Genomic DNA, 22,836 nt, shown 5'->3' with positions numbered 1-22,836 from the left:
CCTTTTTTGTATATCTTTCACCAAAAACCATCATCAATAGCTTTCCCCTATCGCAACAATACTCATCATCCATTAGCATTAATGAGAATTATTATCGATAATAAACTCATCGAAACAAACACGATTGAGTAATTATCATGAAAAAGACACTAACTTTCGCAGCACTGCATTTTACTATCGCATTTAGTGTCGCTTACGTACTCACAGGCGACATTTTAATTGGTAGTTTAATTGCCATGATTGAGCCTTCAGTGAACACCGTAGCCTTCTACTTTCATGAAAAGGCATGGGCAAAAGTCCCAGCACTTAAAGCTCGTCAGTGGATGACCAAATTAAAAACCGCAAGCTTTGCGACCGTGCACTTCAGCGTCGCTTTTACCGTGGTTTACTTACTAACAGGTGATGCATTTGTCGGCGGCGTAATGGCGATGCTAGAGCCGAGTTTGAATACGGTGGCTTACTACTTCCACGAGAAAGTATGGATGCGTAAATCATCAGCAAAAACTCCAGCACCGCAGTTTTGTTTACATCACCACGCTTAAACATGGAGGCTCACTACGTCTCCTAACGAGCCAAATGACATTTATCATTGACAAAGTTGCGCACCGCAATTAATTTAATTGCGGTGCGCAACTTTATTTTTAGAGGTAAGTGATAATGAACGCTCGTCAACTCCGACACTACTCCCGTCAAGCCGTCCGATTGCTTGGTATGCTCGATAAACAATGCGGCGATGTCGCTCTTACCCCGGTACAAGCGCACGCATTAGGTGAAATCCAATTGCAGCCATTGACCATAAACCAACTGGCGCAGCAGCTTAGTGTCGACAAGTCCAATGCAAGCCGCACCATTACTGGTTTGATTAAATTAGGTTTGGTTGAGAGCATCGAAAACCCGAAAGATAAACGAAGCCAACTCGTAGTGCTCACAATTCAAGGACAGCAGGCGTTATCGCAACTAGACCAACAGCAAAACAGCTTTTTTGAGCAGTTGCTTACACAACTTGATGACTGTGAGCAAGAACAACTCAAACTTGGTCTAGAGACTTACCTAAAAGGGCTGATAAAAGTATGTCAGGCAGAGGAATACGTTCTTCGACCTCTTACAAAAGCAGACAACCCGCAAGTGGCAGACGTAATTCGTAAAGTCTCTGCTGAATACGGCTTAACCGCAGACAAAGGTTATGGTGTGGCCGATCCAACGCTTGATGATATGTATTCGGTGTACAATCAATGCGGCGCCTCCTATTGGGTCATTGAACGTCGCGGAGAGATCGTTGGTGGCGGTGGCTTTGCCCCTTTAGCTGGTGAGCCAAATGTGTGTGAGCTGCAAAAGATGTACTTCTTACCTCAAACACGAGGACACGGTTTAGCCAAACGCATCGTCGCATTGAGCTTACAACTGGCGAAACAGTTTGGGTATCAGCAGTGCTATTTAGAAACGACCGAATGTCTAAGAGAGGCGGTAGGCTTGTATGAAAAGCTAGGCTTTGAGCATCTCGATGCCCCGCTTGGACAAACAGGGCATGATGCATGTGAAGTCGTAATGCTTAAGGTACTGTAATAAAAAATATTATCAGACGTTAAAGCACAACATGGGTAACGCAAAGCTCCTGGCTCAATGCAACAGTGAAGTTTTGGCGTTGCCCATCCAATTCAACAGACAACTGATAGAGATCATTTGGATCAGGGTCATTAAGATCAGCATACTTTGGCGCTTCAATCTGAAAGAGTGCACTGGCGTGATCTGCACGAACGTCAATTGGGATATGGTAAGTCATGCCATTAAACTTTACCGCTGCTGACACTAGTCCTGGCGCAAATGTCTGGTAATACAAATAGACCTTAAATTCACACCCGCCACCATGGTGCCAAATCTGCTCGGTTGCCACGCGATCTAAACGCACGTTGCGAATAAACTGCAAGTACGGTTCTTGCCACACGCCCAGTCGCTCATCACTTTTCTTATATTGATGTTCAGAAAGCGGGCACAGCTCTGGCTTATCCTCATCGAATAAAAGATCTTCTTCTTCCTCTAGGAACAATATCTCAAAGCGATTACGCCCCATTTGCATGTATGGGCGAATGTCTTTCTTATACACACTTTGCGAGCCATCACAATCAAACACAGCCACGCCGTTCAAACGTACCTCCGCATGGTAATCAACACCACCCATTACCATTTCCACTGCAGGAAATGCCATCATCGCCTCATCCACTTCAATGTCATGCATCAGGTGCCATTCTTGTTGACGGATCGCTTCCTCCGTCAATTCATCAGGCAGGACTAGACTTAAAGGGGCGGGAAAAGTGATGTCATCCTGTGGAATCGAGAGGTCCGTCAGTGGAGAGACTTGCCATAAACCGGCGAGTGAGAGTTGCATATACACCTTGCGCTAGATCAATTTTCACGCATTATAGGGAGAAATCCCCTATAAACTCAATGTGAATTATTTATCACCTCCACATTCATCTGTTGTTGGATGCCATTTTCAAGGTATAAAAAAACCAGCGTTAAACGCTGGTTTCTCTAAAAGAGGTGAGCTTTGATTACTCGTCGTCTTCATCTTCTTCAGGGTAAAGCGCATCTTCGCCTTCGTAGTACGTACCCCAACCGTCATAGATGATGTCGTATTTTTCTGCCAAGTGAATCAGTTTTTCAACTTGCGCATCAATGGCTTCTGCGTCTAATGCTGATTCCATGGTTGCGTCACAGCAAAGCAACTTGTTGCCATCTTCATCTTCAGTTTCTTCCGCTTCAAGCACTTCAAAGCCCATCTTGAATGCTTCAACTACCGCTTTTTCTAGCGTGTCAAAATCTTCTGCAAACAGGTGGTGCTCGATTTCGTATAGCGAATCTGGATCGCTGCCATCTTCTAGCAATGCTGCAATGATATCGCGAGTCTCTTCCTTTTGAATCTCAATTAATTCTTCTACTGATAGATATTCATCTTCGTGAGACATGTTTTGGCTCCAGATTAGTTACTTGATAGAAACACTATACCCGATACTGAGTATGCTGATCCGGTGAAATATGGCATGGATTGCGATGAAAAGCCACAAACAAACATCATACCACCGCGATTCTTATCGGTTATTTGAATATAAATATTAAACCGACCATGCAAAGAAACAAAAAATTAACAAAAAATGGCATTTTTTAATATTCAGAACATCCTAACTGACACTTAATGCGGTTATTTTCTCTTTCTGTGCGTGTTTATGGCGCTTTCTTGAATACACTCACGTGTAAAACGAAGAAGCATAACGAATAAATTCACTTCAATAATGCATAATTTAGAATAAAAATGCACGTTTTATGCACTATGCATGTATTCTTTCTCAATGGGAAAATTAGAATAAAAACGCACGCTCTCCACATTTCACTAAATAGAATTAAAACCCAACCCAAGACTTAAGCAGCAAAACAGACAAAACTAAAATCTAAAAAATAACAAAAACTCAGAACATAGACAAAGTGTAGTGATTTGCATCTTTCTAGGAAGCTTGTCATAACTAACGGCTGGAAAATTTGTAAGGATACAAAATGAGCAAGCTGTACGTTGGATCAGAAGTTGGTCAACTTCGACGAGTTCTATTAAATCGCCCAGAGCGCGCCCTAACCCACTTAACTCCATCAAACTGTCATGAGTTACTGTTTGATGATGTTCTTGCTGTAGAAGCGGCCGGTGAAGAGCACGATGCGTTCGCACGCACGCTACGCGATCAAGATGTAGAAGTGCTTCTCCTCCACGACTTACTGGTCGAAACCCTCGCCGTTCCAGAAGCAAAACAGTGGCTGCTAAATACTCAGATTTCTGACTTTCGTTACGGGCCAACCTTTGCGCGAGACCTGCGCCAATATTTTTCAGAAATGGATGATGAACACCTTGCCAGCATCTTTTTAGGTGGCTTAGCTTACTCAGAGCTGCCGATCACCTCATCTTCTATGCTGCCAAAAATGAAGCGTCCGCTGGATTTTGTTATTGAGCCGCTACCTAACCATCTATTTACGCGTGATACCTCATGCTGGGTTTATGGTGGTGTATCGCTCAACCCAATGATGATGCCTGCACGCCAACGTGAAACAAACCACTTACGTGCGATTTATCGTTGGCACCCAATTTTTGCTGGCCAAGACTTTATCAAATACTTCGGTGATGATGATCTGCATTACGATAACGCGAATGTCGAAGGCGGTGATGTGTTGGTTATCGGTAAAGGTGCGGTGCTTATTGGTATGTCTGAGCGCACGACCGCGCAAGGTGTAGAAAACCTTGCAGCGAGCCTGTTTAAGGCAGGACAAGCGACCGAAGTGATTGCGATTGATCTGCCTAAACACCGTTCATGCATGCATTTAGACACCGTTATGACCCATATGGATGTGGACACTTTCTCTGTTTACCCAGAGATCATGCGCAAAGATCTCGACACATGGCGCTTAACACCAAAAGGCAATGGTGAAATGCATGTTGAAGCATCTCATAACTACCTACATGCGATTGAATCTGCTCTTGGCTTAGATCAGCTGAAAATCATCACCACGGGTGGTGACAGTTATGAAGCTGAGCGCGAACAATGGAATGACGCCAATAACGTTCTTACCGTAAAACCGGGCGTTGTGATTGGTTACGAACGCAATGTATACACCAACGAAAAATACGACAAAGCTGGTATCAAAGTACTGACAGTCCCAGGTAACGAGCTTGGCCGTGGCCGTGGTGGCGCCCGCTGCATGAGTTGTCCGATAGAACGAGACGATATATAACCAATTCGTCCTTTTACATTAAATGAATAAAAACTAAGGTTGATGTGAATGCATCAACCTTTTTTAGTTTTATATAAAAATAATTATTCACAAATAAAGCATTTATATGTTTTAATGCATTCTATTAATTCAATCACACGTACTAAGGGACGAGCTATGGCTTTCAATTTACGTAACCGCAACTTTTTGAAGCTATTGGATTTCTCAACCAAAGAAATCCAGTTCTTGCTCGAACTGTCTGCAGAGCTAAAAAAAGCAAAATATGCAGGAACAGAGCAGAAGACACTTCAAGGTAAAAACATTGCACTCATCTTTGAGAAATCTTCGACTCGTACCCGATGTGCGTTTGAAGTCGCAGCTTTTGATCAAGGCGCTCAAGTCTCTTACATCGGCCCTTCTGGTTCTCAGATTGGCCATAAAGAATCAATGAAAGACACCGCACGCGTCTTAGGTCGCATGTATGACGGCATCGAATATCGCGGCTTTGGCCAATCCATTGTTGAAGAGCTTGGCACTTATGCTGGTGTTCCAGTGTGGAATGGTTTGACTGATGAGTTCCACCCAACCCAAATCCTTGCTGACTTCCTGACCATGCAAGAGCACGGACGCGGTAAGCAGCTGCATGAAATGACCTTCGCTTATCTAGGCGATGCACGCAACAATATGGGCAACTCGCTCATGGTGGGTGCCGCTAAAATGGGCATGGATATTCGCCTTGTCGCGCCAAAAGCGTTCTGGCCTGAAGAAGATCTGGTGGCAACTTGCCAAACTATCGCGCAGCAAACTGGTGCAAAAATCACATTAACTGAAAGCGTGGAGGAAGGCGTGAAGGGTTGTGACTTCCTTTACACCGATGTTTGGGTATCTATGGGTGAGTCTGCCGAGGCATGGGATGAACGTGTAGCGTTAATGACACCTTATCAAATCAATATGGACGTGATTAAGCAAACGGATAATCCACATGTGAAATTCATGCACTGCCTTCCGGCTTTCCACAATGATGAGACCACCGTCGGCAAAGAAGTCGCTGAAAAATACGGCATGAAAGGCCTTGAAGTAACAGAAGAGGTATTTGAGTCAGAATACTCCATCGTATTCGACGAAGCTGAAAACCGTATGCACACCATCAAAGCCGTGATGGTAGCGACATTAGGAAGCTAAACTAGCAAGCCAAAACAGCCGCTAAAAACCATGATGTAATCGCTTGCGCTCACGAAAGTTAAGCGTATAATGCTCGGCAATTTGTCTGAGGATTAAGAAATGACCAAGCTGATTGCCGACATGAAAACGCGATTTGCTCTAGCTAAGCGACTACGCTTACGTGGTGTTATTTTCGTTAATTCTATTGAATTTTAAAACCTCCCCATTTGGGGAGGTTTTTTTATGTCCAAAATTCCTTTCGGCAATTTGGATGTAGTCATCAATGTTATAGGGAAGAAGATCATGGCGAACTCGCTTTACCAGAAGCACATCATCTCTATTCCAGAGCTTTCACGTGAAGAGCTGGAACTTATCGTAGAAACAGCAGGCAGCCTTAAAAAAGCACCTCGACCAGAACTGATTAAAAACAAAGTCGTTGCCAGTTGTTTCTTTGAACCATCAACACGTACACGTTTATCGTTTGAAACAGCGATTCAACGCATTGGTGGTGACGTGATTGGCTTTGATAATGATGGTAATACCTCTCTGGCGAAAAAAGGCGAAACACTCGCAGATTCAGTACAGGTCATCTCTTCTTACGTCGATGCCTTTGTGATGCGCCATCCACAAGAAGGCGCCGCTCGCTTGGCCTCTGAATTCTCAAATGGCGTGCCAGTGATCAACGCTGGTGACGGTGCAAACCAACACCCAACTCAAACGCTACTCGACCTATACACCATCGCGGAAACACAAGGTCGTCTAGACAACCTGAACGTCGCGTTCGTCGGTGACCTAAAATATGGCCGCACAGTGCACTCACTGACTCAAGCCTTAGCGAAGTTTAATAACATCCGCTTCTTCTTTGTTGCACCAGAAGCATTGGCAATGCCAGATTACATCTGCGAAGAGCTAGACGAAGCTGGCATTCAATATAGCCTACACACGGACATGGAGAGCGTGATTCCTGAACTGGATATTCTGTACATGACACGAGTACAGAAAGAACGTTTTGACGAATCGGAGTACGCGCACATTAAATCGGCGTATATTTTGACAGCTGCATTACTCGAAGGGGCGCGCGAAAATCTAAAAGTACTCCACCCACTACCACGTGTGGATGAAATCACAACCGATGTTGATAAAACGCCTCATGCTTACTTCTTCCAGCAAGCTCAAAATGGCGTATACGCTCGCCAAGCACTGTTGGCGCTTGTTCTAAACGAAACACTGTAATCGAGGAGAAAACCCATGGCTAAAGAAACTCAATTGCAGGTAGAAGCAATCAAAAATGGCACAGTCATCGACCACATCCCTGCGCAAATCGGCATCAAAGTATTAAGACTGTTCGATATGCACAATTCATCACAGCGCGTTACGATTGGTCTGAACTTGCCATCATCGGCACTCGGTCATAAAGATCTACTGAAAATAGAAAATGTGTTTATTAATGAAGAGCAAGCGAGCAAGTTGGCGCTGTATGCTCCTCACGCGACCGTGAACCAAATCGAAAACTATGAAGTGGTGAAAAAGCTCGCGTTAGAGCTTCCAGAGCGCATCAATGATGTCTTCGAATGCCCAAATTCAAACTGTATTTCTCACAATGAGCCAGTAGAAAGCAGCTTTAGCGTATTCGAAAAGAAACAAGAAATCCGCCTAAAGTGTAAGTACTGCGAGAAAGTGTTCTCACGTGAGATCGTAACCGAACGATAAACACACCGTACGACTAGGCGTGATACGTTTAAAATACCCCGCAATGCCGGGGTATTTTACTCTTTACCTACCACGGGTTTAGAGGCAAACTGAGCATCTTTATTCCCTACAACTGATGGAAAAATCAAATGACGAAAGTACTTCACACTGAATCTGCACCAGCAGCAATCGGTCCTTACGTTCAAGGCGTAGATCTAGGTAACATGGTTCTTACTTCAGGCCAAATCCCAGTAAACCCAGCGACAGGTGAAGTGTCTGCTGATATCGCAGAGCAAGCTCGTCAGTCTCTAGAAAACGTAAAGGCTGTGGTTGAATCTTCAGGCCTTAAAGTGTCAGATATCGTGAAGCTAACGGTTTTTGTTAAAGACCTAAACGACTTTGGCACGGTGAACGAAGTTTACGGCAAGTTCTTTGATGAGCACGGCGTAGCAAACTACCCTGCACGTTCTTGTGTAGAAGTCGCTCGCCTACCGAAAGATGTTGGTATCGAGATTGAAGCAATCGCGGTTCGAAAATAATTGCACTTGCTGACAAACATAAAAAAACGGGTAGCTCAGGCTACCCGTTTTTTATTGTCTTTTCGTGATGATATCGCAGTAAAACTTAAGCAGCGTTGCGCTGTTTGACTTCTTCATCTAACGATTCAAGCTTCTCTTTCATCTGTTCACGACAGATATTCGCTAGCTCGCGAATGCCCTCTTTACCATAGCCTTCTGTACTGATTGGAGGTAGCATTTCAACAATCACATGACCATTGTTCCAACGGTTCAGCTTAATTTTATTCGTCGAGCTACATACGATAGGAATGATTGGTACGCCTGCTCCAATTGCCGCATGAAAAGCACCTGTTTTGAATGGCAGCAAACCACGTCCACGAGAACGCGTGCCTTCAGGGAACATCCACACCGAAACATCACTTTCTTTCATGCTGCTCACGACCTGATCGATAGTACCTTTTGCTTTCGAGCGATTCGCTCTGTCAATCAGGATGTTACCCGTAAGCCAGTAAAGCTGACCAAACAGTGGCATCCAAGCCAAGCTCTTTTTACCTACTGTCACAACTTTCGGGGTCACAGCAGCAGAAACAGTAAACATGTCCCAGTTGTTCTGGTGGTTAGCAATGTAAACATGTTGTCCGCGTGAATACGCATCTTCAGGGATACGCAGCTCTAACTTAATCCCAAATACACGAGACATCTTGGCAAACAAGCGGCCAAAAGTGAAAACGTGCTTAGGGTTTCGGGGGCTTAACAGGCAGTAACCACAACCACCAATAAACATAACAATCGCAAAGATAGCGACAGCAAATACACGTAACAGTGCAATCATTCTTGTTCTCCAGGAACCGGCTTTTGCCAGATACAGCTATTAATTTCTCTCTTTCCATAAAGGATAACTATGGTCATGAGAGTGATATAAAAAAGCCGAAACTCAGGTTTCGGCTCTCTTGATATCCAAGTTACCTGCGGTGCAGTTTAACTTGCCTCGCTCACTCGCTCAATATTTGCGCCAAGTGCAGCCAGTTTATTTTCGATTTTGTCGTAACCGCGGTCGATATGGTAAATACGATCAACGATGGTTTCGCCTTTAGCAATACAGCCCGCAATTACCAAACTAGCCGAAGCTCGTAGGTCGGTTGCCATCACTTGCGCACCGCTGAGTGACTCAACATCACCACAGATAACAGTGTTGCCTTCAATCTCGGCTTTCGCGCCCATACGCATCAATTCTGGTACGTGCATAAAGCGGTTTTCAAAGATAGTCTCAGTGATCACGCCGCCGCCTTTCGCCATCATGTTTAGTAGCGTAAATTGCGCTTGCATATCGGTCGGGAAGCCTGGATGCGGCGCTGTACGTACACTCACTGCTTTCAGCTCGCGATCGGTCATATCTACTGAAATCCAATCTTCACCCGTTTCGACAAGCGCGCCAGCTTCTTCTAGCTTGGCTAGAACCGCTTCAAGCAAATGAGCGTTAGTGTTACGACATACTACTTTACCGCCAGATACCGCAGCAGCGACAAGGAATGTTCCCGTCTCAATACGGTCGGCAACCACGTTGTGTTTACAACCACCTAGGCGCTCAACACCTTCAATCGTGATCGTATCTGTACCTGCACCAGAAATTTTTGCACCAAGCTTATTTAGGAAATCCGCTGTGTCTACAATTTCAGGTTCACGCGCCGCGTTGTCTAGTGTTGTAGTGCCTTCAGCAAGTGCTGCAGCACACATGATGGTGATCGTCGCGCCTACGCTGACTTTATCCATCACGATGTGCGCACCTTTTAGACGACCATCAACCTCAGCTTTAACGTAACCATCTTCAAGCGTAATCGTTGCGCCAAGCTGCTCTAGGCCAGAAATATGCAGATCAACAGGACGAGCACCGATAGCACAACCGCCAGGTAGAGAAACCTGACCTTGACCAAATCGCGCTACGAGCGGACCCAAAGCCCAAATAGAAGCACGCATGGTTTTCACCAAATCATACGGTGCGCAGTATTCAGTAATGCTACTAGGATCGACGTGAACAGAACCATTACGGCTTACTTTCGCGCCTAAACGCTTAAGCAGTTCCATGGTTGTATCGATATCACGAAGGTGTGGCACGTTTGCCACTTCTACAGGCTCTTCCGCCAAGATAGACGCAAATAAAATCGGCAGTGCTGCGTTTTTTGCACCGGAAATGGTCACTTCACCAACGAGTGGTTTATCTGACCCAATAACTCGAAACTTTTCCATCAATAAACCTTAAAGCGACATCAGTTTCTTATCACGAGCCCACTCTTCTGGTGTGAACGCTTTAATTGATAATGCGTGAATGTCGTTACGCTGGATGTATTCCATCAGAGGACCATAAATTAACTGCTGCTTCTTAACGCGGCTCATTCCATCGAAACAAGCATCAACAGCAACCACCTCATAGTGGCTACCTTCACCTTTTACATGCACTTCTTGAAGGTTTAGTGCTTCTTCTAATAACTGTTGTACTTTTGCGCTATCCACAATTTACCCCTGATAATTCTGTATGTGTTTGGCCACTAAAGATTCAACATTGCTCAGTTGAAACAAAGTGCGCAGTTGCGCCGGCACGAAACTGAGCATTATATGACAGTTTTGCTTTTTTGCATGCTCTAATAAGTGGATTAACATCACCATTCCTGCAGAGTCGACGCGCTCTATCTCTTTTAACGAGCATTCCAGCTCAGCTTGAGCTGGTTGCCATTGCTGAGCATACGCCCACAATGAGGGCACTGTATCTCTATCAAGTGCCCCTGTTAGCTTAAGAATGCTTTGATCTAATTGCCACTGAGCGGGAGTCTGGGCCATTATTTCTTCGCCTCAAAGCGAACCGGTTCCGCAGCTAATTTTTCTAGATCTTTCGCGACAGATAGAATGCCTTCTTGACGAATTTTGCTATTCCATTCTGACTGTTTGCTAGAGAGTAAACTGATGCCTTCCGCAATCATATCGAACGCTTCCCACTCACCAGATTTGTTGTCTTTACGCAATTTGAACTCTAGCTTGATGTTTGGACGCGGCGTATCGATGATATCAACTTTAATACTGGTGATACGCTTAGAGTCATCAATGCTAGGCTCAGGACCAAATTCAATTTGTTGGTCACTGTATTGCGTTAGCACTTGGGCATAAGAAGCAATTAAGTACGCGCGAAATGCATCGATAAACTCAAGTACGTCTTCACGTTTCGCTCCTTTTAGGTTTGGACCTAGGAGCTTTAACCCAGCATAGCGGTAGTTGACGTAAGGCATTAGCTCTTCTTCAACAATCACCTTGAGTAAATCTGGGTCTTGTTTGATTTTCGGCTGCTCAGCTTTTAATCTTTCGAACGTGACTTCAGCCACTTGCTTCATCATCTTATAAGGTTCAGTTTTATCCACTTCTGCTGCACTTGTACCAAACGCGCTAAACACAGCACAAACTGAAAGTAATAATCTCGCTAACATAGTTATTCCTTACTTGAATCGTCTGAACCACCTACGCTGTAAAGTACTTGACCAATTAAGTCTTCAAGCACGAGCGCTGATTTGGTGTCTTCGATGGTATCGCCATCGACCAGCATGACTTCATCGTCAAAAACAAAGCCTGGTACTAAACCAATGTATTGCTCACCAATCAAGCCAGACGTCAAAATTTGTACGCTCGACGTTTCTGGGAATTGATTGTATTTGCTATTGATCGATAGAGTTACAACAGGTAATAAGTTATCTGGGTTAAGCGAAATATTGCTTACCCGGCCAATCACAACCCCACCCACTTTCACTGGCGAGCGAACTTTTAAACTACCAATATTATCGAACTCAGCTTTGAGGGTGTAAGTATCACCAGAGCCAATGCTTTTTACGTCAGCAACTTGAAAAATCATCACAAGAATCGCGCAAATTCCCGCTAATACAAAGCTGCCAACCCATAATTCAGTTTTACGTGTTTGTTGCATGATTAATTCCCAAACATCAATGCGGTCAGTACAAAGTCTAGTCCTAGTACTGCTAAAGAAGAATGCACAACAGTGCGCGTAGTTGCTCGGCTGATCCCTTCCGAAGTTGGAATAGCATCATAACCGTTAAATAGAGCGACCCAAGTAACCGTAATTGCAAACGCAAAGCACTTGATCATACTGTTACCAATATCCTGTCCTAGTTCAACTGAGGACTGCATCGCTGACCAAAAACTGCCATGGTCAACACCTTTCCAGTCAACACCAACAAGCTGGGCGCCCCAAATACCCACTGCCATGAAAATCATAGCCAGCAATGGCATTGAAATAGCACCAGCCCAAAAACGTGGCGCAATCACTCTTTTCAAAGGATCTACCGCCATCATTTCAAGGCTAGAGAGTTGCTCCGTCGCTTTCATCAAACCTATCTCTGCAGTTAACGCAGAGCCTGCACGACCAGCAAACAGAAGTGCAGTGACAACGGGCCCTAATTCACGTAGCAATGAGAGCGCCACCATTTGCCCCAAACTGCCCTCTGCGCCGTAATCCACCAGCACAACATAGCCTTGTAGGCTCAAGACCATACCAATGAACAACCCAGATACGACGATAATCGCCAGAGACTGGACGCCTACGGAATAAAGTTGTTTAACGAGCAGAGGAAAGCTTTTGAGCGGTTGTGGCTTAGTAAACAGTGCCCCAATCAGCATGAAAGTCGCACGACCAAATGCTCCGCAGATGGAGAGCGTTCGTCTACCTAGTGAGGCGACAAAATGCATAAAGTTATCGACCATCAAATAAGTCCTTTTCGATACTTTGAGAAGGGAAGCGAAACGGTACAGGACCATCTGCATCACCTTGTAAGAACTGCTGAACGCGAGGGTCAGGATTCTGATTAAGCTCTTCTGGTGTGCCAAAAGCGATAATTTTGCCATCGGCCATCAGATAAACCCAATCGGCAATACTCATTACTTCAGGCACGTCGTGAGAAACGACTATAGAAGTTAAACCTAACGCTTGATTTAGATTACTAATGAGCTCAACCAAGACACCCATGGTGATTGGGTCTTGTCCGACAAATGGTTCATCATACATGATTAAATCAGGATCCAGGGCGATCGCACGCGCCAACGCAGCGCGTCTTGCCATGCCACCCGATAGCTCGCTCGGCATCAGTTGTGCCGCGCCGCGTAGACCGACGGCTTCAAGCTTAAGCAATACCATGGTACGAATCAGCTCTTCAGATAAATTCGTATGCTCTCGCAATGGGAAGGCGACGTTATCAAAGACATTCAAATCAGTGAATAAAGCTCCTGATTGAAACAACATGCTCATTTTCTTTCGAGCATGGTAGAGTTTTTTACGCGAGAGAGAGGGAATATTGTCGCCATCAAACCAGATCTCTCCTTGCTCGGGATACAACTGACCACCAATTAAACGCAGCAGTGTTGTTTTACCAATTCCCGATGGTCCCATAATGGCCGTCACTTTGCCCTCAGGAACATGCAGATCAATACCATCAAAGATCTTGCGCTCTCCCCGTGAAAAAGTGAGGTTGTTCACGGTGACTAAATCGTTGTTCGACATATCATCTCTTCTACTGTCGGAGCGTTGCAACTCACGGCATCATCAACCTGACACACAACGGAGTTGAATTTCACGTTTAATAAAGTAACGTCGGTACATTTATTAGGCTGCAATCATAAGCACATTGGCTTTGAATTTAAAGCACTGTTCAATTAAATAAAGTCGAGTATATACCTGCAATTTTTTATGGATTACGATCAAATCAGCGCAAAGTGTTTAAATCCTAGACAAGAATTGCTGATTTAAGTGAACGACATTTGCATACATTTTCGTTACTAACCTTTAATTTATTCGTCGTTTATCTTCCATTTTAGGCCGCAAAAGGTCAAAATTAGCGGTTATTCATTTTACTTATTTAATACTTAGGAATTCTCATGCTCGAAGCCGTAGCGTTGCTTATAGTCGGTCTTGTTTTGCTCGTATGGAGTGCAGATAAACTTGTTTTTGGTTCTGCAGCGATAGCCCGCAACGTCGGTATTTCACCTCTTGTCATCGGCATGACAATCCTTGCGATGGGCTCTTCTGCGCCAGAGATGATGGTTTCTGCAACCGCAGCCTGGGACGGAAAAACCGATACTGCAGTGGGTAACGTTTTAGGCTCAAACATCGCGAACATCGCGTTAATCCTAGGTATTACAGCACTCATCAAGCCTCTGTCGATTAGCTCCGCGGTCATCCGCCGGGAACTGCCATTAATGATTGCTGTAACAGTACTCGCCGGTATTCTGCTTTGGAATAGCCATCTCGGTTTTTATGAAGGTGTCTTATTGTTTGTACTCTTTGGGGCATTTTTATTTGCTATGTTGCAGATCAGCCGCAAAGAACAAAAATCAGGTGATGTTTTTCTTGATGACCAAGAGTCAGAGATCCCAGAAGGCGTCAGCAACCCTAAAGCGATCATGTGGGTGGTTATTGGCCTGATACTGCTTCCTTTGGCAGCAAGCATGCTAGTGGATAACGCGGTGATTATTGCAAAGTATTTTGGCATGAGCGATCTTGTCATCGGTCTGACTATCATTGCCATCGGTACTAGTCTACCTGAGCTCGCAGCATCGCTTGCTGGTGTTTTAAAAGGTGAAGACGACATGGCCGTCGGTAACATTATTGGCTCGAATGTGTTTAATATTCTGGCCGTAATGGGCATTCCTGGCATCATTAATCCATCGGTGCTGAGTGAGTACGCGATGGGACGTGACTTCTGGGTCATGTTAGGCGTTTCACTATTACTTGTCGCGATGTGTTTGGGTAAATCACGCAGTATTAACCGTATTGAAGGTGCAATCTTGTTTGCATGCTTCCTAGGTTATCAAGTGTACTTATTCGCAAACATGGCCGCTTAATTACCACGATAAATAAGTAGAGAACTGATATGTCCAATCAATTTGATTTTCGCGCTGCTGCTAAACAAGTTCTTGATATCGAAGTTGCTGCTCTGCAAGAGCTGGATACCTACTTTGATGATCAATTTGAGAAAGCGTGCGAACTGATCCTTTCCAACAGCGGCAAAGTAGTCGTTATGGGTATTGGCAAGTCAGGCCACATTGGTAACAAGATTGCTGCGACTCTGGCAAGCACGGGGACTTCTGCGTTTTTCGTTCACCCTGGCGAAGCAGCACATGGCGACTTGGGCATGATCAGCCCTGGAGATATTGTGCTCGCAATTTCTAACTCTGGTGAGTCAAACGAAATTCTGTCTCTATTTCCGGTATTAAAACGCCTGAACATCAAGATAATTAGCATGACAGGCAAGCCAGAATCCAATATGGCAAAACTGTCTGACTTGCACCTGCAAATCACGGTACCTCAAGAAGCTTGCCCACTAGGGTTGGCACCGACCAGCAGTACCACTGCCACATTAGTAATGGGAGACGCATTAGCCGTAGCCCTACTTCAAGCGCGTGGTTTTTCTGCCGAAGATTTTGCCCTGTCTCATCCAGGTGGCGCGTTAGGGAGAAAACTGCTGCTTAAGTTGTCTGATATTATGCACTTTGGAGAAGCGTTACCTAAAGTTTCTCCAAACGCATTGATTCGTGATGCCCTGCTTGAAATTTCAGAAAAAGGGCTAGGTATGACCGCTATCGTCGATGAACACGATGCTATGCTTGGTATATTCACCGATGGTGATTTACGTCGCACCTTAGACAAACGCATTGATATTCATACGACCGCGATTGGCGAAGTCATGACGACAAATCCAACCACAGCGCACCCTGATATGCTAGCGGTTGAAGGTTTGAACTTGATGCAGAATAAAAATATTAACGCTCTGATTTTATGTAAAGACGAAAAAATTGTGGGTGCACTGAACATGCACGATTTACTAAAAGCTGGCGTGATGTAATATCAGCACAAACATTTAAATCATTTATTACACAAATAAAGGCAATGGTCAGGGAAGTACTGAGCTAAACGATAGGCCTTCATTATATGAGTTTTACTCGCCTTATTTATTTGCTCTTGATCTTCGTTGTCGCATGGTGCGGTTATTACCTACTGACCCCAAAAGGCAACGACGCAATTCAAGTAGCACCAGATTCTGAACTGCCCATGTTCAGTGGTACTGGACTGGAAAACATCACCTATGGTGAAGATGGTGTCCGCAGTTACATCATCCGCTCCACGAACTTAGACCATTATGCTAAGAGTGGAGATACCATTTTTAATAACCCGACTTTGATGGTTTACCGTGAAGGTAGCGTCATTGAATGGAAGGTGACGGCCACAAGAGCCGTGTTAGATGAAGACCAAGTCTTAACGTTATATGACAAGGTCTTAATGCAAAATCTTCTGCCTGGTGCGAGCTTTGATACCATGGCAACAGACAAGTTAGTCATTAATCTAACCAATCGTGATTTTAAAGCCGATCAACAGGTCATGTTGGTTGGGCCACAATTTGAAACTACTGGAGGCGCAATGCAAGGCAACTTAAAGCAGCATACCGCAACTCTGACAGACGAAGTTCAAGGTCGATATGAAACCGTTACACCTTAGCCTACTGGCACTGGTATTGGCGGCGCCTCAAGCGCTGGCACTTAAGTCGGATACTCAACAACCGGTTTACATTAACTCTGACACCCAACAGGTGGATATGAAGAGTAACCAGGTTATCTTTAAAGGCGATGTATCTCTTAAGCAAGGTAGCATCAATATCGATGCTGATAGAATCGTGGTAACGCGCGATCCTAAAACCGAAGCCATCAAACAGATTCAAGCATTTGGTAAACCTGCGAAGTTTTCTCAGCTGATGGACGATGGTAAGACACTGAGTGGTCAAGCTGTGGAGCTGGATTACCGTATTTCTACAGACGAATTGACCATGAAAGGTCAAGCGCAACTGGCACAAGACAACAACACCATTAAAGGTTCTTCGATTCGTTACCAAATTGGTAAACAAAAGCTAGTCGCTGATAGCTCTAAGGAAGAGCGCGTTACGACCATTTTGCAACCCAATCAGATAGAGAACTAATATGGCAGTACTGAGTGCGAAAAACTTGGCGAAAAGCTACAAAAAGCGCAAAGTCGTAACCGATGTTAGCTTGGAAGTTGAATCTGGTCAGATTGTTGGGCTGCTAGGCCCAAACGGCGCAGGTAAAACCACCTCGTTTTATATGATTGTCGGCTTGGTGCCACGAGATGAAGGCACCATCACCATTGATGATAAAGACATCAGTATTCTGCCGATGCACAGTCGTTCGCGTCTCGGGATTGGCTACCTTCCGCAAGAAGCGTCGATTTTCCGTAAGCTGTCGGTGGAAGATAACATCATGGCTGTACTCGAAACTCGTCAAGAAATGACACGTGAAGAGCGCCAAGATAAGCTGGAAGATTTGTTGGAAGAATTCCACATCCAGCACATCAGAACCAGTGCGGGTATGGCACTATCAGGGGGTGAGCGACGCAGGGTGGAAATCGCTCGCGCTTTAGCAGCCAACCCTCAATTCATTTTGTTGGATGAACCTTTCGCAGGTGTTGACCCAATCTCGGTTAATGACATCAAGAAAATCATCGAGCATCTACGCGATCGCGGCCTCGGAGTGTTAATCACTGACCATAACGTGCGTGAAACACTGGACGTATGCGAAAAAGCCTATATCGTAAGCCAAGGGCACCTAATTGCATCGGGAACTCCGGCAGAAGTTCTCAATAATGAACAGGTGAAACAAGTTTATCTCGGCGAACAATTCCGTCTATGATTATATTAGGAACGGTAAGATTCTGAGCATTACAAGGTAAGTAACACTGAATGAAACCTTCATTACAACTCAAGCTAGGTCAACAGTTAGCCATGACGCCACAGTTGCAACAAGCGATTCGCTTACTGCAACTGTCGACACTCGATCTTCAACAGGAAATCCAAGAAGCCTTGGATTCAAACCCATTATTGGAAGTTGAAGAAGGCCAAGATGAGCCTCTAGCAAACGGTGAAGATAAATCAGCGGTCGAGGCTGCTGATAGCAACAGTGCTAACGAACCAGCAGACATTGACGTTCCAGACAGTTCAGACGTAATTGAGAAGTCAGAGATCAGCTCTGAACTTGAAATCGATACCACTTGGGATGACGTCTACAGCGCGAATACTGGTAGCACTGGCTTAGCTCTTGATGATGATATGCCTGTCTACCAAGGCGAAACCACGGAATCATTGCATGACTACCTAATGTGGCAGCTTGACCTGACACCATTCAGTGAAACCGATCGTACGATTGCATTAGCGATTATTGACGCTGTTGATGACTACGGTTACCTAACCCTATCTCCTGAAGAAATTCATGAGAGCTTCGATAACGAAGAGATTGAGTTAGACGAAGTAGAAGCCGTTCGTAAACGTATTCAGCAGTTCGATCCGCTCGGTGTGGCATCACGCAACTTACAAGAGTGCCTACTGCTACAGCTAGCGACTTTCCCAGAAGACACACCGTGGCTTGCTGAAGCCAAAATGATTCTTGCGGATCATATTGATCACCTGGGGAACCGTGATTACAAGCTCGTCATCAAAGAGACTAAGCTGAAAGAAGCCGATCTCCGTGAAGTCCTCAAACTTATCCAGCAGTTAGATCCTCGTCCCGGTAGCCGTATCACACCGGATGATACCGAGTACGTAATTCCAGATGTGTCCGTTTTTAAAGACAACGGCAAATGGACCGTTTCTATCAACCCAGATAGCGTTCCAAAATTAAAAGTAAATCAACAATATGCTCAATTAGGCAAAGGCAATAGCGCGGATAGCCAGTACATCCGCAGCAATTTGCAAGAGGCAAAATGGTTAATTAAGAGCTTAGAGAGTAGAAACGAGACGCTACTCAAAGTTGCAAGATGTATTGTTGAACATCAACAAGATTTCTTTGAGTATGGTGAGGAAGCCATGAAGCCAATGGTACTAAATGATGTAGCCTTGGCAGTGGACATGCATGAATCCACGATTTCTCGTGTAACAACACAAAAATTTATGCATACACCACGTGGCATTTTTGAATTGAAGTACTTCTTCTCTAGCCATGTTAGTACTGACAACGGCGGAGAATGTTCGTCAACAGCAATTCGCGCACTCATTAAAAAACTGGTCGCAGCAGAGAATACTGCTAAGCCATTGAGTGATAGCAAGATTGCTGCTCTTCTGGCTGACCAAGGGATTCAGGTCGCGAGACGTACGATAGCCAAATATCGAGAATCCTTGGGAATTGCCCCTTCAAGTCAGCGTAAACGCCTATTATAAGGCACTAACTGAAAAGGAAAGTCTATGCAAATCAATATTCAAGGCCATCACGTTGATCTTACCGATTCAATGCAAGACTATGTAAATTCTAAGTTTCAGAAGCTCGAAAGGTTCTTCGACCATATCAATCAAGTACATGTTGTACTAAAAGTTGAAAAAATCACTCAAATCGCGGAAGCTACGCTTCATATAAATCAAGGCGAAATCCACGCATCAGCTGATGACGAAAATATGTATGCCGCGATCGATTCGCTGGTAGATAAATTGGTTCGCCAACTCAATAAGCACAAAGAAAAACTAAACAGTCATTAATCATGCAACTGAGCGAAATACTGTCATTGGACTGCACCAAGAGTGCGGTCCACTGCACGAGTAAAAAACGCGCCCTTGAAATGATCAGCCGCATCGTGGCTGATCAAACGGGCCAAGATTCTACCGAACTGTTCGAGTGCATGCTCAACAGAGAGAAAATGGGCAGTACTGGTATCGGAAACGGTATTGCGATCCCACACGCTAGAATGCAATCAAGCGACAAGGCTATTGCTGTGTTGCTGCAATGTGATGAAGCCATTGAATTCGATGCGATTGATAATCGACCTGTCGACCTTCTTTTTGCGCTCCTTGTACCAGAAGAACAGTGCAAAGAGCACCTCAAGACTCTATCCTCTATGGCAGAACGTCTGAGCGATAAGCAAGTATTGAAACTACTGCGCAATGCTCAGAGTGATGAAGAACTTTACGACATCATGATTCACCAATAAGCAGGACGGACATCATGCGACTAATCGTGGTTAGCGGGCACTCAGGTGCCGGTAAGAGTATTGCGCTGCGCGTACTGGAAGACTTAGGTTATTACTGTGTTGATAACCTCCCAGTGAATTTGCTGGACGCATTTGTTCACTCTGTTGCTGACAGCAAGCAGAATGTTGCGGTAAGCATTGATATTCGCAATATCCCTAAAAAGCTAAAAGAACTGACTGGTACACTGGAGCAGTTGAAAACAGAGCTTGATGTGACCGTGCTTTTCTTGGACGCCAATAAGGAAACGCTACTCAAACGCTACAGCGAAACACGCCGAATCCACCCTTTATCTTTAGGTGGCACCTCTCTCTCCCTTGACCAAGCCATCGAGCGTGAGAAAGAAATTTTAACGCCACTTAAAGCGCATGCCGATCTTGTACTGAATAGCAGTGGACAATCTTTGCATGAGTTGAGTGAAACCGTGCGTATGCGTGTTGAAGGCAGGGATCGCAAAGGGCTTGTTATGGTATTTGAGTCTTTTGGCTTCAAATATGGCCTGCCTTCCGATGCCGATTACGTATTCGACGTTCGCTTCTTGCCCAACCCACATTGGGAACCAGCGTTGCGCCCACTTACGGGTTTGGATGCCCCTATCGCCGCATTTTTGGAGCAGCACCAATCGGTGTTAAGTTTGAAATACCAAATTGAAAACTTTATAGAGAATTGGTTACCTCTGCTCGAGAAAAATAACCGCAGCTATTTGACCGTTGCAATAGGCTGTACCGGTGGTAAACACCGTTCGGTGTACTTAACTCAGCAAATCGGTGAGTACTTCGCCAATAAAGGACACCAAGTGCAAATTCGTCATACCTCACTAGAGAAAAACACTAAGGAGTAGCTGTGGAGTTAAGTCGTAAAGTATTGATTCAAAATCGCCTTGGCTTACATGCTCGCGCAGCCGTCAAACTGGTCGAACTGGCCCAGAGCTTTGAAGCGGTCATCACTATCGACAATGAAGAAGACAAAACCGCCACAGCAGACAGCGTAATGGGTTTATTAATGCTTGAGTCTGCTCAAGGACAGTACGTCACAATCCACGCTGCGGGTGAGCAAGCAGAAGAAGCACTGGATGCCGTTTGCCACTTAATCGAAGATAAATTTGATGAAGGCGAGTAATTTACTCGCTTTTTTATTACCTCTCACTCCCCTTCCCCTCACTGCGCCAATAAATAAATTTGCTTAGTATCATAAGTTGTTATTAAAAGGCGCCTAGAATTAAGTTATTATTCAACGCATTGTAAATATCAGGAATTGGGAGGAATGAATGGCAGAGCAAATTGAATTCGACCAAGCTCACCAAGCCCTCCAAGAAGTCACAGAAGCGCTAGAAAATGGCCGCTTCGTCCATGTTCGTCGCCAGTTACAGGACATGGAACCTGAGGATATCGCTCACCTTTTAGAAGCCTCTCCACGCAAAAGCCGTGAAGTTCTCTGGCAACTCACCGACCCTGAAGACTACGGTGAAATCCTCGACGAACTAAACGAAGACGTCAAAGATAGTCTCGTATCCAAAATGGCACCTGAAGCGCTTGCAGAGGCGACAGAAGGCATGGATACCGATGACGTGGCTTATGTACTGCGTAGCTTGCCAGACAACCTGTCACGCGAAGTCCTGTCTCAAATGGACTCCTCTGACCGTCTGCGTGTCGAAACCGCCCTGTCCTACCCAGAAGACACTGCAGGTGGACTGATGAACACCGACGTTATCACGATTCGTGGTGACGTAGATGTGGACGTGGTTTTACGTTATCTGCGTATGAAAGGTGAACTACCAGAAGCAACGGATGCACTTTATGTCATTGATGAAGAAAGCAAACTGATTGGTGAACTACCCATTACTCTGCTGATCACGACCCAGCCTGATGTCAAAATTATCGACATCATGGAAGATGCTGACGAAGCGATTACTGTCGATACCAGTGATTCAGATGTTGCTAGTCTGTTCGAACGTCGTAACTGGGTCTCTGCTCCTGTCGTAGACGAGAATCAGCATCTCGTTGGCCGTATCACTATCGATGACGTGGTTGACGTTATCCGTGAAGATGCCGAGCACTCGATGATGAGTATGGCAGGTATGGACGATGACGAAGATACCTTCGCACCCGTTGTAAAATCAGCTCGCAAACGCAGTATCTGGCTTGGGGCCAACGTGTTGGCCGCACTCGCCGCCGCTTCTGTTTCTAACATGTTTGAAGCCACGCTAGACCAGATGGCGGCCATTGCCGTATTGATGACGATTGTTCCTTCCATGGGTGGTGTCGCTGGTAACCAAACCGTCGCACTAGTGATTCGTGGTCTTGCTCTTGGTCATATCGGTGACTCGAACAAACGAGAACTGTTGATGAAAGAAGCCTCGATCGGTTTACTCAACGGCATCATGTGGGCGCTGATTATTGGCGGCATTGTTGTCGCTTGGAAAGGTAACTGGATGCTAGGGGGAATCATTTCCGCCGCGATGCTGACTAACTTATTGGTCGCTGGGGTTGCCGGAGTAACGATTCCAATCCTCTTAAAGAAAATGAACATCGACCCAGCTTTAGCTGGTGGTATGGCGTTAACGACCGTAACGGATGTAATTGGTTTATCAGTATTCTTAGGGCTTGCCACAATACTGATTACCTAACTGCAAAAACTAAAAAGCCTGATGAACACATCAGGCT

Annotated in this window: 29 protein-coding genes; 19 read left to right on the top strand and 10 right to left on the bottom strand. The window is 45.1% G+C overall.

What is annotated here, in order from left to right; translation table 11 throughout:
* The first annotated feature begins 137 nt into the window (after window positions 1-137).
* Together LIX84_RS20940 and LIX84_RS20935 are read left to right on the top strand one after the other, a co-directional pair.
* Window positions 138-542: a DUF2061 domain-containing protein gene (locus LIX84_RS20940; RefSeq protein WP_005397464.1), complete on the top strand. Its 405-nt coding sequence runs from the start codon at window positions 138-140 to the stop codon at window positions 540-542.
* A gap of 115 nt (window positions 543-657) precedes the next feature.
* A complete protein-coding gene (locus LIX84_RS20935) occupies window positions 658-1,563 on the top strand; it encodes a bifunctional helix-turn-helix transcriptional regulator/GNAT family N-acetyltransferase (RefSeq protein WP_226422114.1) in 906 nt (301 codons plus the stop codon).
* Window positions 1,564-1,582: 19 nt separating this feature from the next.
* Here LIX84_RS20935 and LIX84_RS20930 read toward each other — a convergent pair whose 3' ends face one another.
* Window positions 1,583-2,383: a glycosyl hydrolase 2 galactose-binding domain-containing protein gene (locus LIX84_RS20930; protein WP_226422113.1), complete on the bottom strand. Its 801-nt coding sequence runs from the start codon at window positions 2,381-2,383 to the stop codon at window positions 1,583-1,585.
* A gap of 166 nt (window positions 2,384-2,549) precedes the next feature.
* On the bottom strand, window positions 2,550-2,963 hold the full coding sequence (rraB, locus tag LIX84_RS20925) for a ribonuclease E inhibitor RraB (RefSeq protein WP_005381081.1): 414 nt from the start codon (window positions 2,961-2,963) through the stop codon (window positions 2,550-2,552).
* Between the two features lie 583 nt (window positions 2,964-3,546).
* Between rraB and arcA the strand changes: the two genes are divergently transcribed.
* The 6 genes from arcA (at window position 3,547) to LIX84_RS20895 (ending at window position 8,135) form a co-directional block, all read left to right on the top strand.
* Window positions 3,547-4,767, top strand: a complete 1,221-nt coding sequence (gene arcA, locus LIX84_RS20920) for an arginine deiminase (protein ID WP_005397470.1) — start codon at window positions 3,547-3,549, stop codon at window positions 4,765-4,767.
* A 156-nt stretch (window positions 4,768-4,923) separates the two neighbouring features.
* Entirely contained in the window at window positions 4,924-5,928 is a 1,005-nt protein-coding gene (locus LIX84_RS20915) for an ornithine carbamoyltransferase (RefSeq protein ID WP_226422112.1), read from the top strand.
* A gap of 99 nt (window positions 5,929-6,027) precedes the next feature.
* Window positions 6,028-6,123: a hypothetical protein gene (locus tag LIX84_RS20910; protein ID WP_031780631.1), complete on the top strand. Its 96-nt coding sequence runs from the start codon at window positions 6,028-6,030 to the stop codon at window positions 6,121-6,123.
* Window positions 6,124-6,210: 87 nt separating this feature from the next.
* Window positions 6,211-7,140 (top strand): aspartate carbamoyltransferase, encoded by a 930-nt coding sequence (gene pyrB / locus LIX84_RS20905; protein ID WP_005397473.1) that lies wholly within the window; start codon window positions 6,211-6,213, stop codon window positions 7,138-7,140.
* Between the two features lie 15 nt (window positions 7,141-7,155).
* Window positions 7,156-7,617, top strand: a complete 462-nt coding sequence (gene pyrI / locus LIX84_RS20900) for an aspartate carbamoyltransferase regulatory subunit (RefSeq protein WP_005381086.1) — start codon at window positions 7,156-7,158, stop codon at window positions 7,615-7,617.
* 128 nt (window positions 7,618-7,745) lie between these two features.
* Window positions 7,746-8,135, top strand: a complete 390-nt coding sequence (locus LIX84_RS20895) for a RidA family protein (protein ID WP_005381087.1) — start codon at window positions 7,746-7,748, stop codon at window positions 8,133-8,135.
* Window positions 8,136-8,220: 85 nt separating this feature from the next.
* Here the strand turns inward: LIX84_RS20895 and LIX84_RS20890 are convergent, their stop codons facing one another.
* The 8 genes from LIX84_RS20890 to mlaF form a co-directional block, all read right to left on the bottom strand.
* Entirely contained in the window at window positions 8,221-8,946 is a 726-nt protein-coding gene (locus LIX84_RS20890; protein WP_005381088.1) for a 1-acylglycerol-3-phosphate O-acyltransferase, read from the bottom strand.
* Between the two features lie 146 nt (window positions 8,947-9,092).
* A complete protein-coding gene (gene murA, locus LIX84_RS20885; protein WP_046873610.1) occupies window positions 9,093-10,358 on the bottom strand; it encodes a UDP-N-acetylglucosamine 1-carboxyvinyltransferase in 1,266 nt (421 codons plus the stop codon).
* A 9-nt stretch (window positions 10,359-10,367) separates the two neighbouring features.
* A complete protein-coding gene (ibaG, locus tag LIX84_RS20880) occupies window positions 10,368-10,622 on the bottom strand; it encodes a BolA family iron metabolism protein IbaG (RefSeq protein WP_005396230.1) in 255 nt (84 codons plus the stop codon).
* 3 nt (window positions 10,623-10,625) lie between these two features.
* Window positions 10,626-10,946 (bottom strand): STAS domain-containing protein, encoded by a 321-nt coding sequence (locus LIX84_RS20875; protein WP_226422111.1) that lies wholly within the window; start codon window positions 10,944-10,946, stop codon window positions 10,626-10,628.
* On the bottom strand, window positions 10,946-11,584 hold the full coding sequence (gene mlaC, locus LIX84_RS20870) for a phospholipid-binding protein MlaC (RefSeq protein ID WP_005396232.1): 639 nt from the start codon (window positions 11,582-11,584) through the stop codon (window positions 10,946-10,948). Before mlaC ends, LIX84_RS20875 begins: the two co-directional genes overlap by 1 nt.
* Window positions 11,585-11,586: 2 nt before the next feature.
* Entirely contained in the window at window positions 11,587-12,075 is a 489-nt protein-coding gene (mlaD, locus tag LIX84_RS20865) for an outer membrane lipid asymmetry maintenance protein MlaD (protein ID WP_012841383.1), read from the bottom strand.
* Between the two features lie 2 nt (window positions 12,076-12,077).
* Window positions 12,078-12,869: a lipid asymmetry maintenance ABC transporter permease subunit MlaE gene (gene mlaE / locus LIX84_RS20860; RefSeq protein WP_005396234.1), complete on the bottom strand. Its 792-nt coding sequence runs from the start codon at window positions 12,867-12,869 to the stop codon at window positions 12,078-12,080.
* The gene (gene mlaF, locus LIX84_RS20855) at window positions 12,859-13,662 is read right to left on the bottom strand and encodes a phospholipid ABC transporter ATP-binding protein MlaF (protein ID WP_005396235.1); all 804 of its coding nucleotides are present in this window, start codon (window positions 13,660-13,662) and stop codon (window positions 12,859-12,861) included. The genes mlaE and mlaF overlap by 11 nt, the downstream gene beginning before the upstream one ends.
* 374 nt (window positions 13,663-14,036) lie before the next feature.
* Here mlaF and LIX84_RS20850 point away from each other — a divergent pair, with 374 nt between their 5' ends.
* The 11 genes from LIX84_RS20850 to mgtE all read left to right on the top strand — a co-directional run bounded on the left by LIX84_RS20850 (window position 14,037) and on the right by mgtE (window position 22,799).
* The gene (locus tag LIX84_RS20850; RefSeq protein WP_005396236.1) at window positions 14,037-15,002 is read left to right on the top strand and encodes a calcium/sodium antiporter; all 966 of its coding nucleotides are present in this window, start codon (window positions 14,037-14,039) and stop codon (window positions 15,000-15,002) included.
* A gap of 29 nt (window positions 15,003-15,031) precedes the next feature.
* Window positions 15,032-16,003 (top strand): arabinose-5-phosphate isomerase KdsD, encoded by a 972-nt coding sequence (gene kdsD / locus LIX84_RS20845; protein ID WP_005396237.1) that lies wholly within the window; start codon window positions 15,032-15,034, stop codon window positions 16,001-16,003.
* A gap of 86 nt (window positions 16,004-16,089) precedes the next feature.
* The gene (lptC, locus tag LIX84_RS20840) at window positions 16,090-16,653 is read left to right on the top strand and encodes an LPS export ABC transporter periplasmic protein LptC (protein ID WP_005396238.1); all 564 of its coding nucleotides are present in this window, start codon (window positions 16,090-16,092) and stop codon (window positions 16,651-16,653) included.
* Entirely contained in the window at window positions 16,634-17,128 is a 495-nt protein-coding gene (lptA, locus tag LIX84_RS20835; protein ID WP_005396239.1) for a lipopolysaccharide transport periplasmic protein LptA, read from the top strand. The genes lptC and lptA overlap by 20 nt, the downstream gene beginning before the upstream one ends.
* Window position 17,129: 1 nt before the next feature.
* Window positions 17,130-17,855: an LPS export ABC transporter ATP-binding protein gene (gene lptB, locus LIX84_RS20830; protein ID WP_005396240.1), complete on the top strand. Its 726-nt coding sequence runs from the start codon at window positions 17,130-17,132 to the stop codon at window positions 17,853-17,855.
* A 50-nt stretch (window positions 17,856-17,905) separates the two neighbouring features.
* Entirely contained in the window at window positions 17,906-19,375 is a 1,470-nt protein-coding gene (locus LIX84_RS20825) for an RNA polymerase factor sigma-54 (protein WP_005396241.1), read from the top strand.
* Between the two features lie 24 nt (window positions 19,376-19,399).
* Window positions 19,400-19,687, top strand: coding sequence for a ribosome hibernation promoting factor (hpf, locus tag LIX84_RS20820; RefSeq protein WP_005381114.1), 288 nt, complete (start codon window positions 19,400-19,402; stop codon window positions 19,685-19,687).
* 2 nt (window positions 19,688-19,689) lie between these two features.
* Window positions 19,690-20,136: a PTS IIA-like nitrogen regulatory protein PtsN gene (ptsN, locus tag LIX84_RS20815; protein WP_005381116.1), complete on the top strand. Its 447-nt coding sequence runs from the start codon at window positions 19,690-19,692 to the stop codon at window positions 20,134-20,136.
* Window positions 20,137-20,150: 14 nt separating this feature from the next.
* Window positions 20,151-21,014 (top strand): RNase adapter RapZ, encoded by an 864-nt coding sequence (gene rapZ, locus LIX84_RS20810; RefSeq protein ID WP_006742353.1) that lies wholly within the window; start codon window positions 20,151-20,153, stop codon window positions 21,012-21,014.
* 2 nt (window positions 21,015-21,016) lie between these two features.
* Complete coding sequence (locus tag LIX84_RS20805) at window positions 21,017-21,292, top strand: HPr family phosphocarrier protein (RefSeq protein WP_005396244.1); 276 nt, start codon at window positions 21,017-21,019, stop codon at window positions 21,290-21,292.
* 148 nt (window positions 21,293-21,440) lie between these two features.
* Window positions 21,441-22,799 (top strand): magnesium transporter, encoded by a 1,359-nt coding sequence (mgtE, locus tag LIX84_RS20800; protein WP_005396251.1) that lies wholly within the window; start codon window positions 21,441-21,443, stop codon window positions 22,797-22,799.
* Window positions 22,800-22,836 lie beyond the last annotated feature (37 nt).

Origin of the sequence: Vibrio sp. E14 (assembly GCF_020515785.1) — a bacterium.
In the GTDB taxonomy this organism is placed as follows: Bacteria; Pseudomonadota; Gammaproteobacteria; order Enterobacterales; family Vibrionaceae; genus Vibrio; species Vibrio diabolicus.
This window is presented reverse-complemented; position numbering and strand designations above follow the sequence as displayed.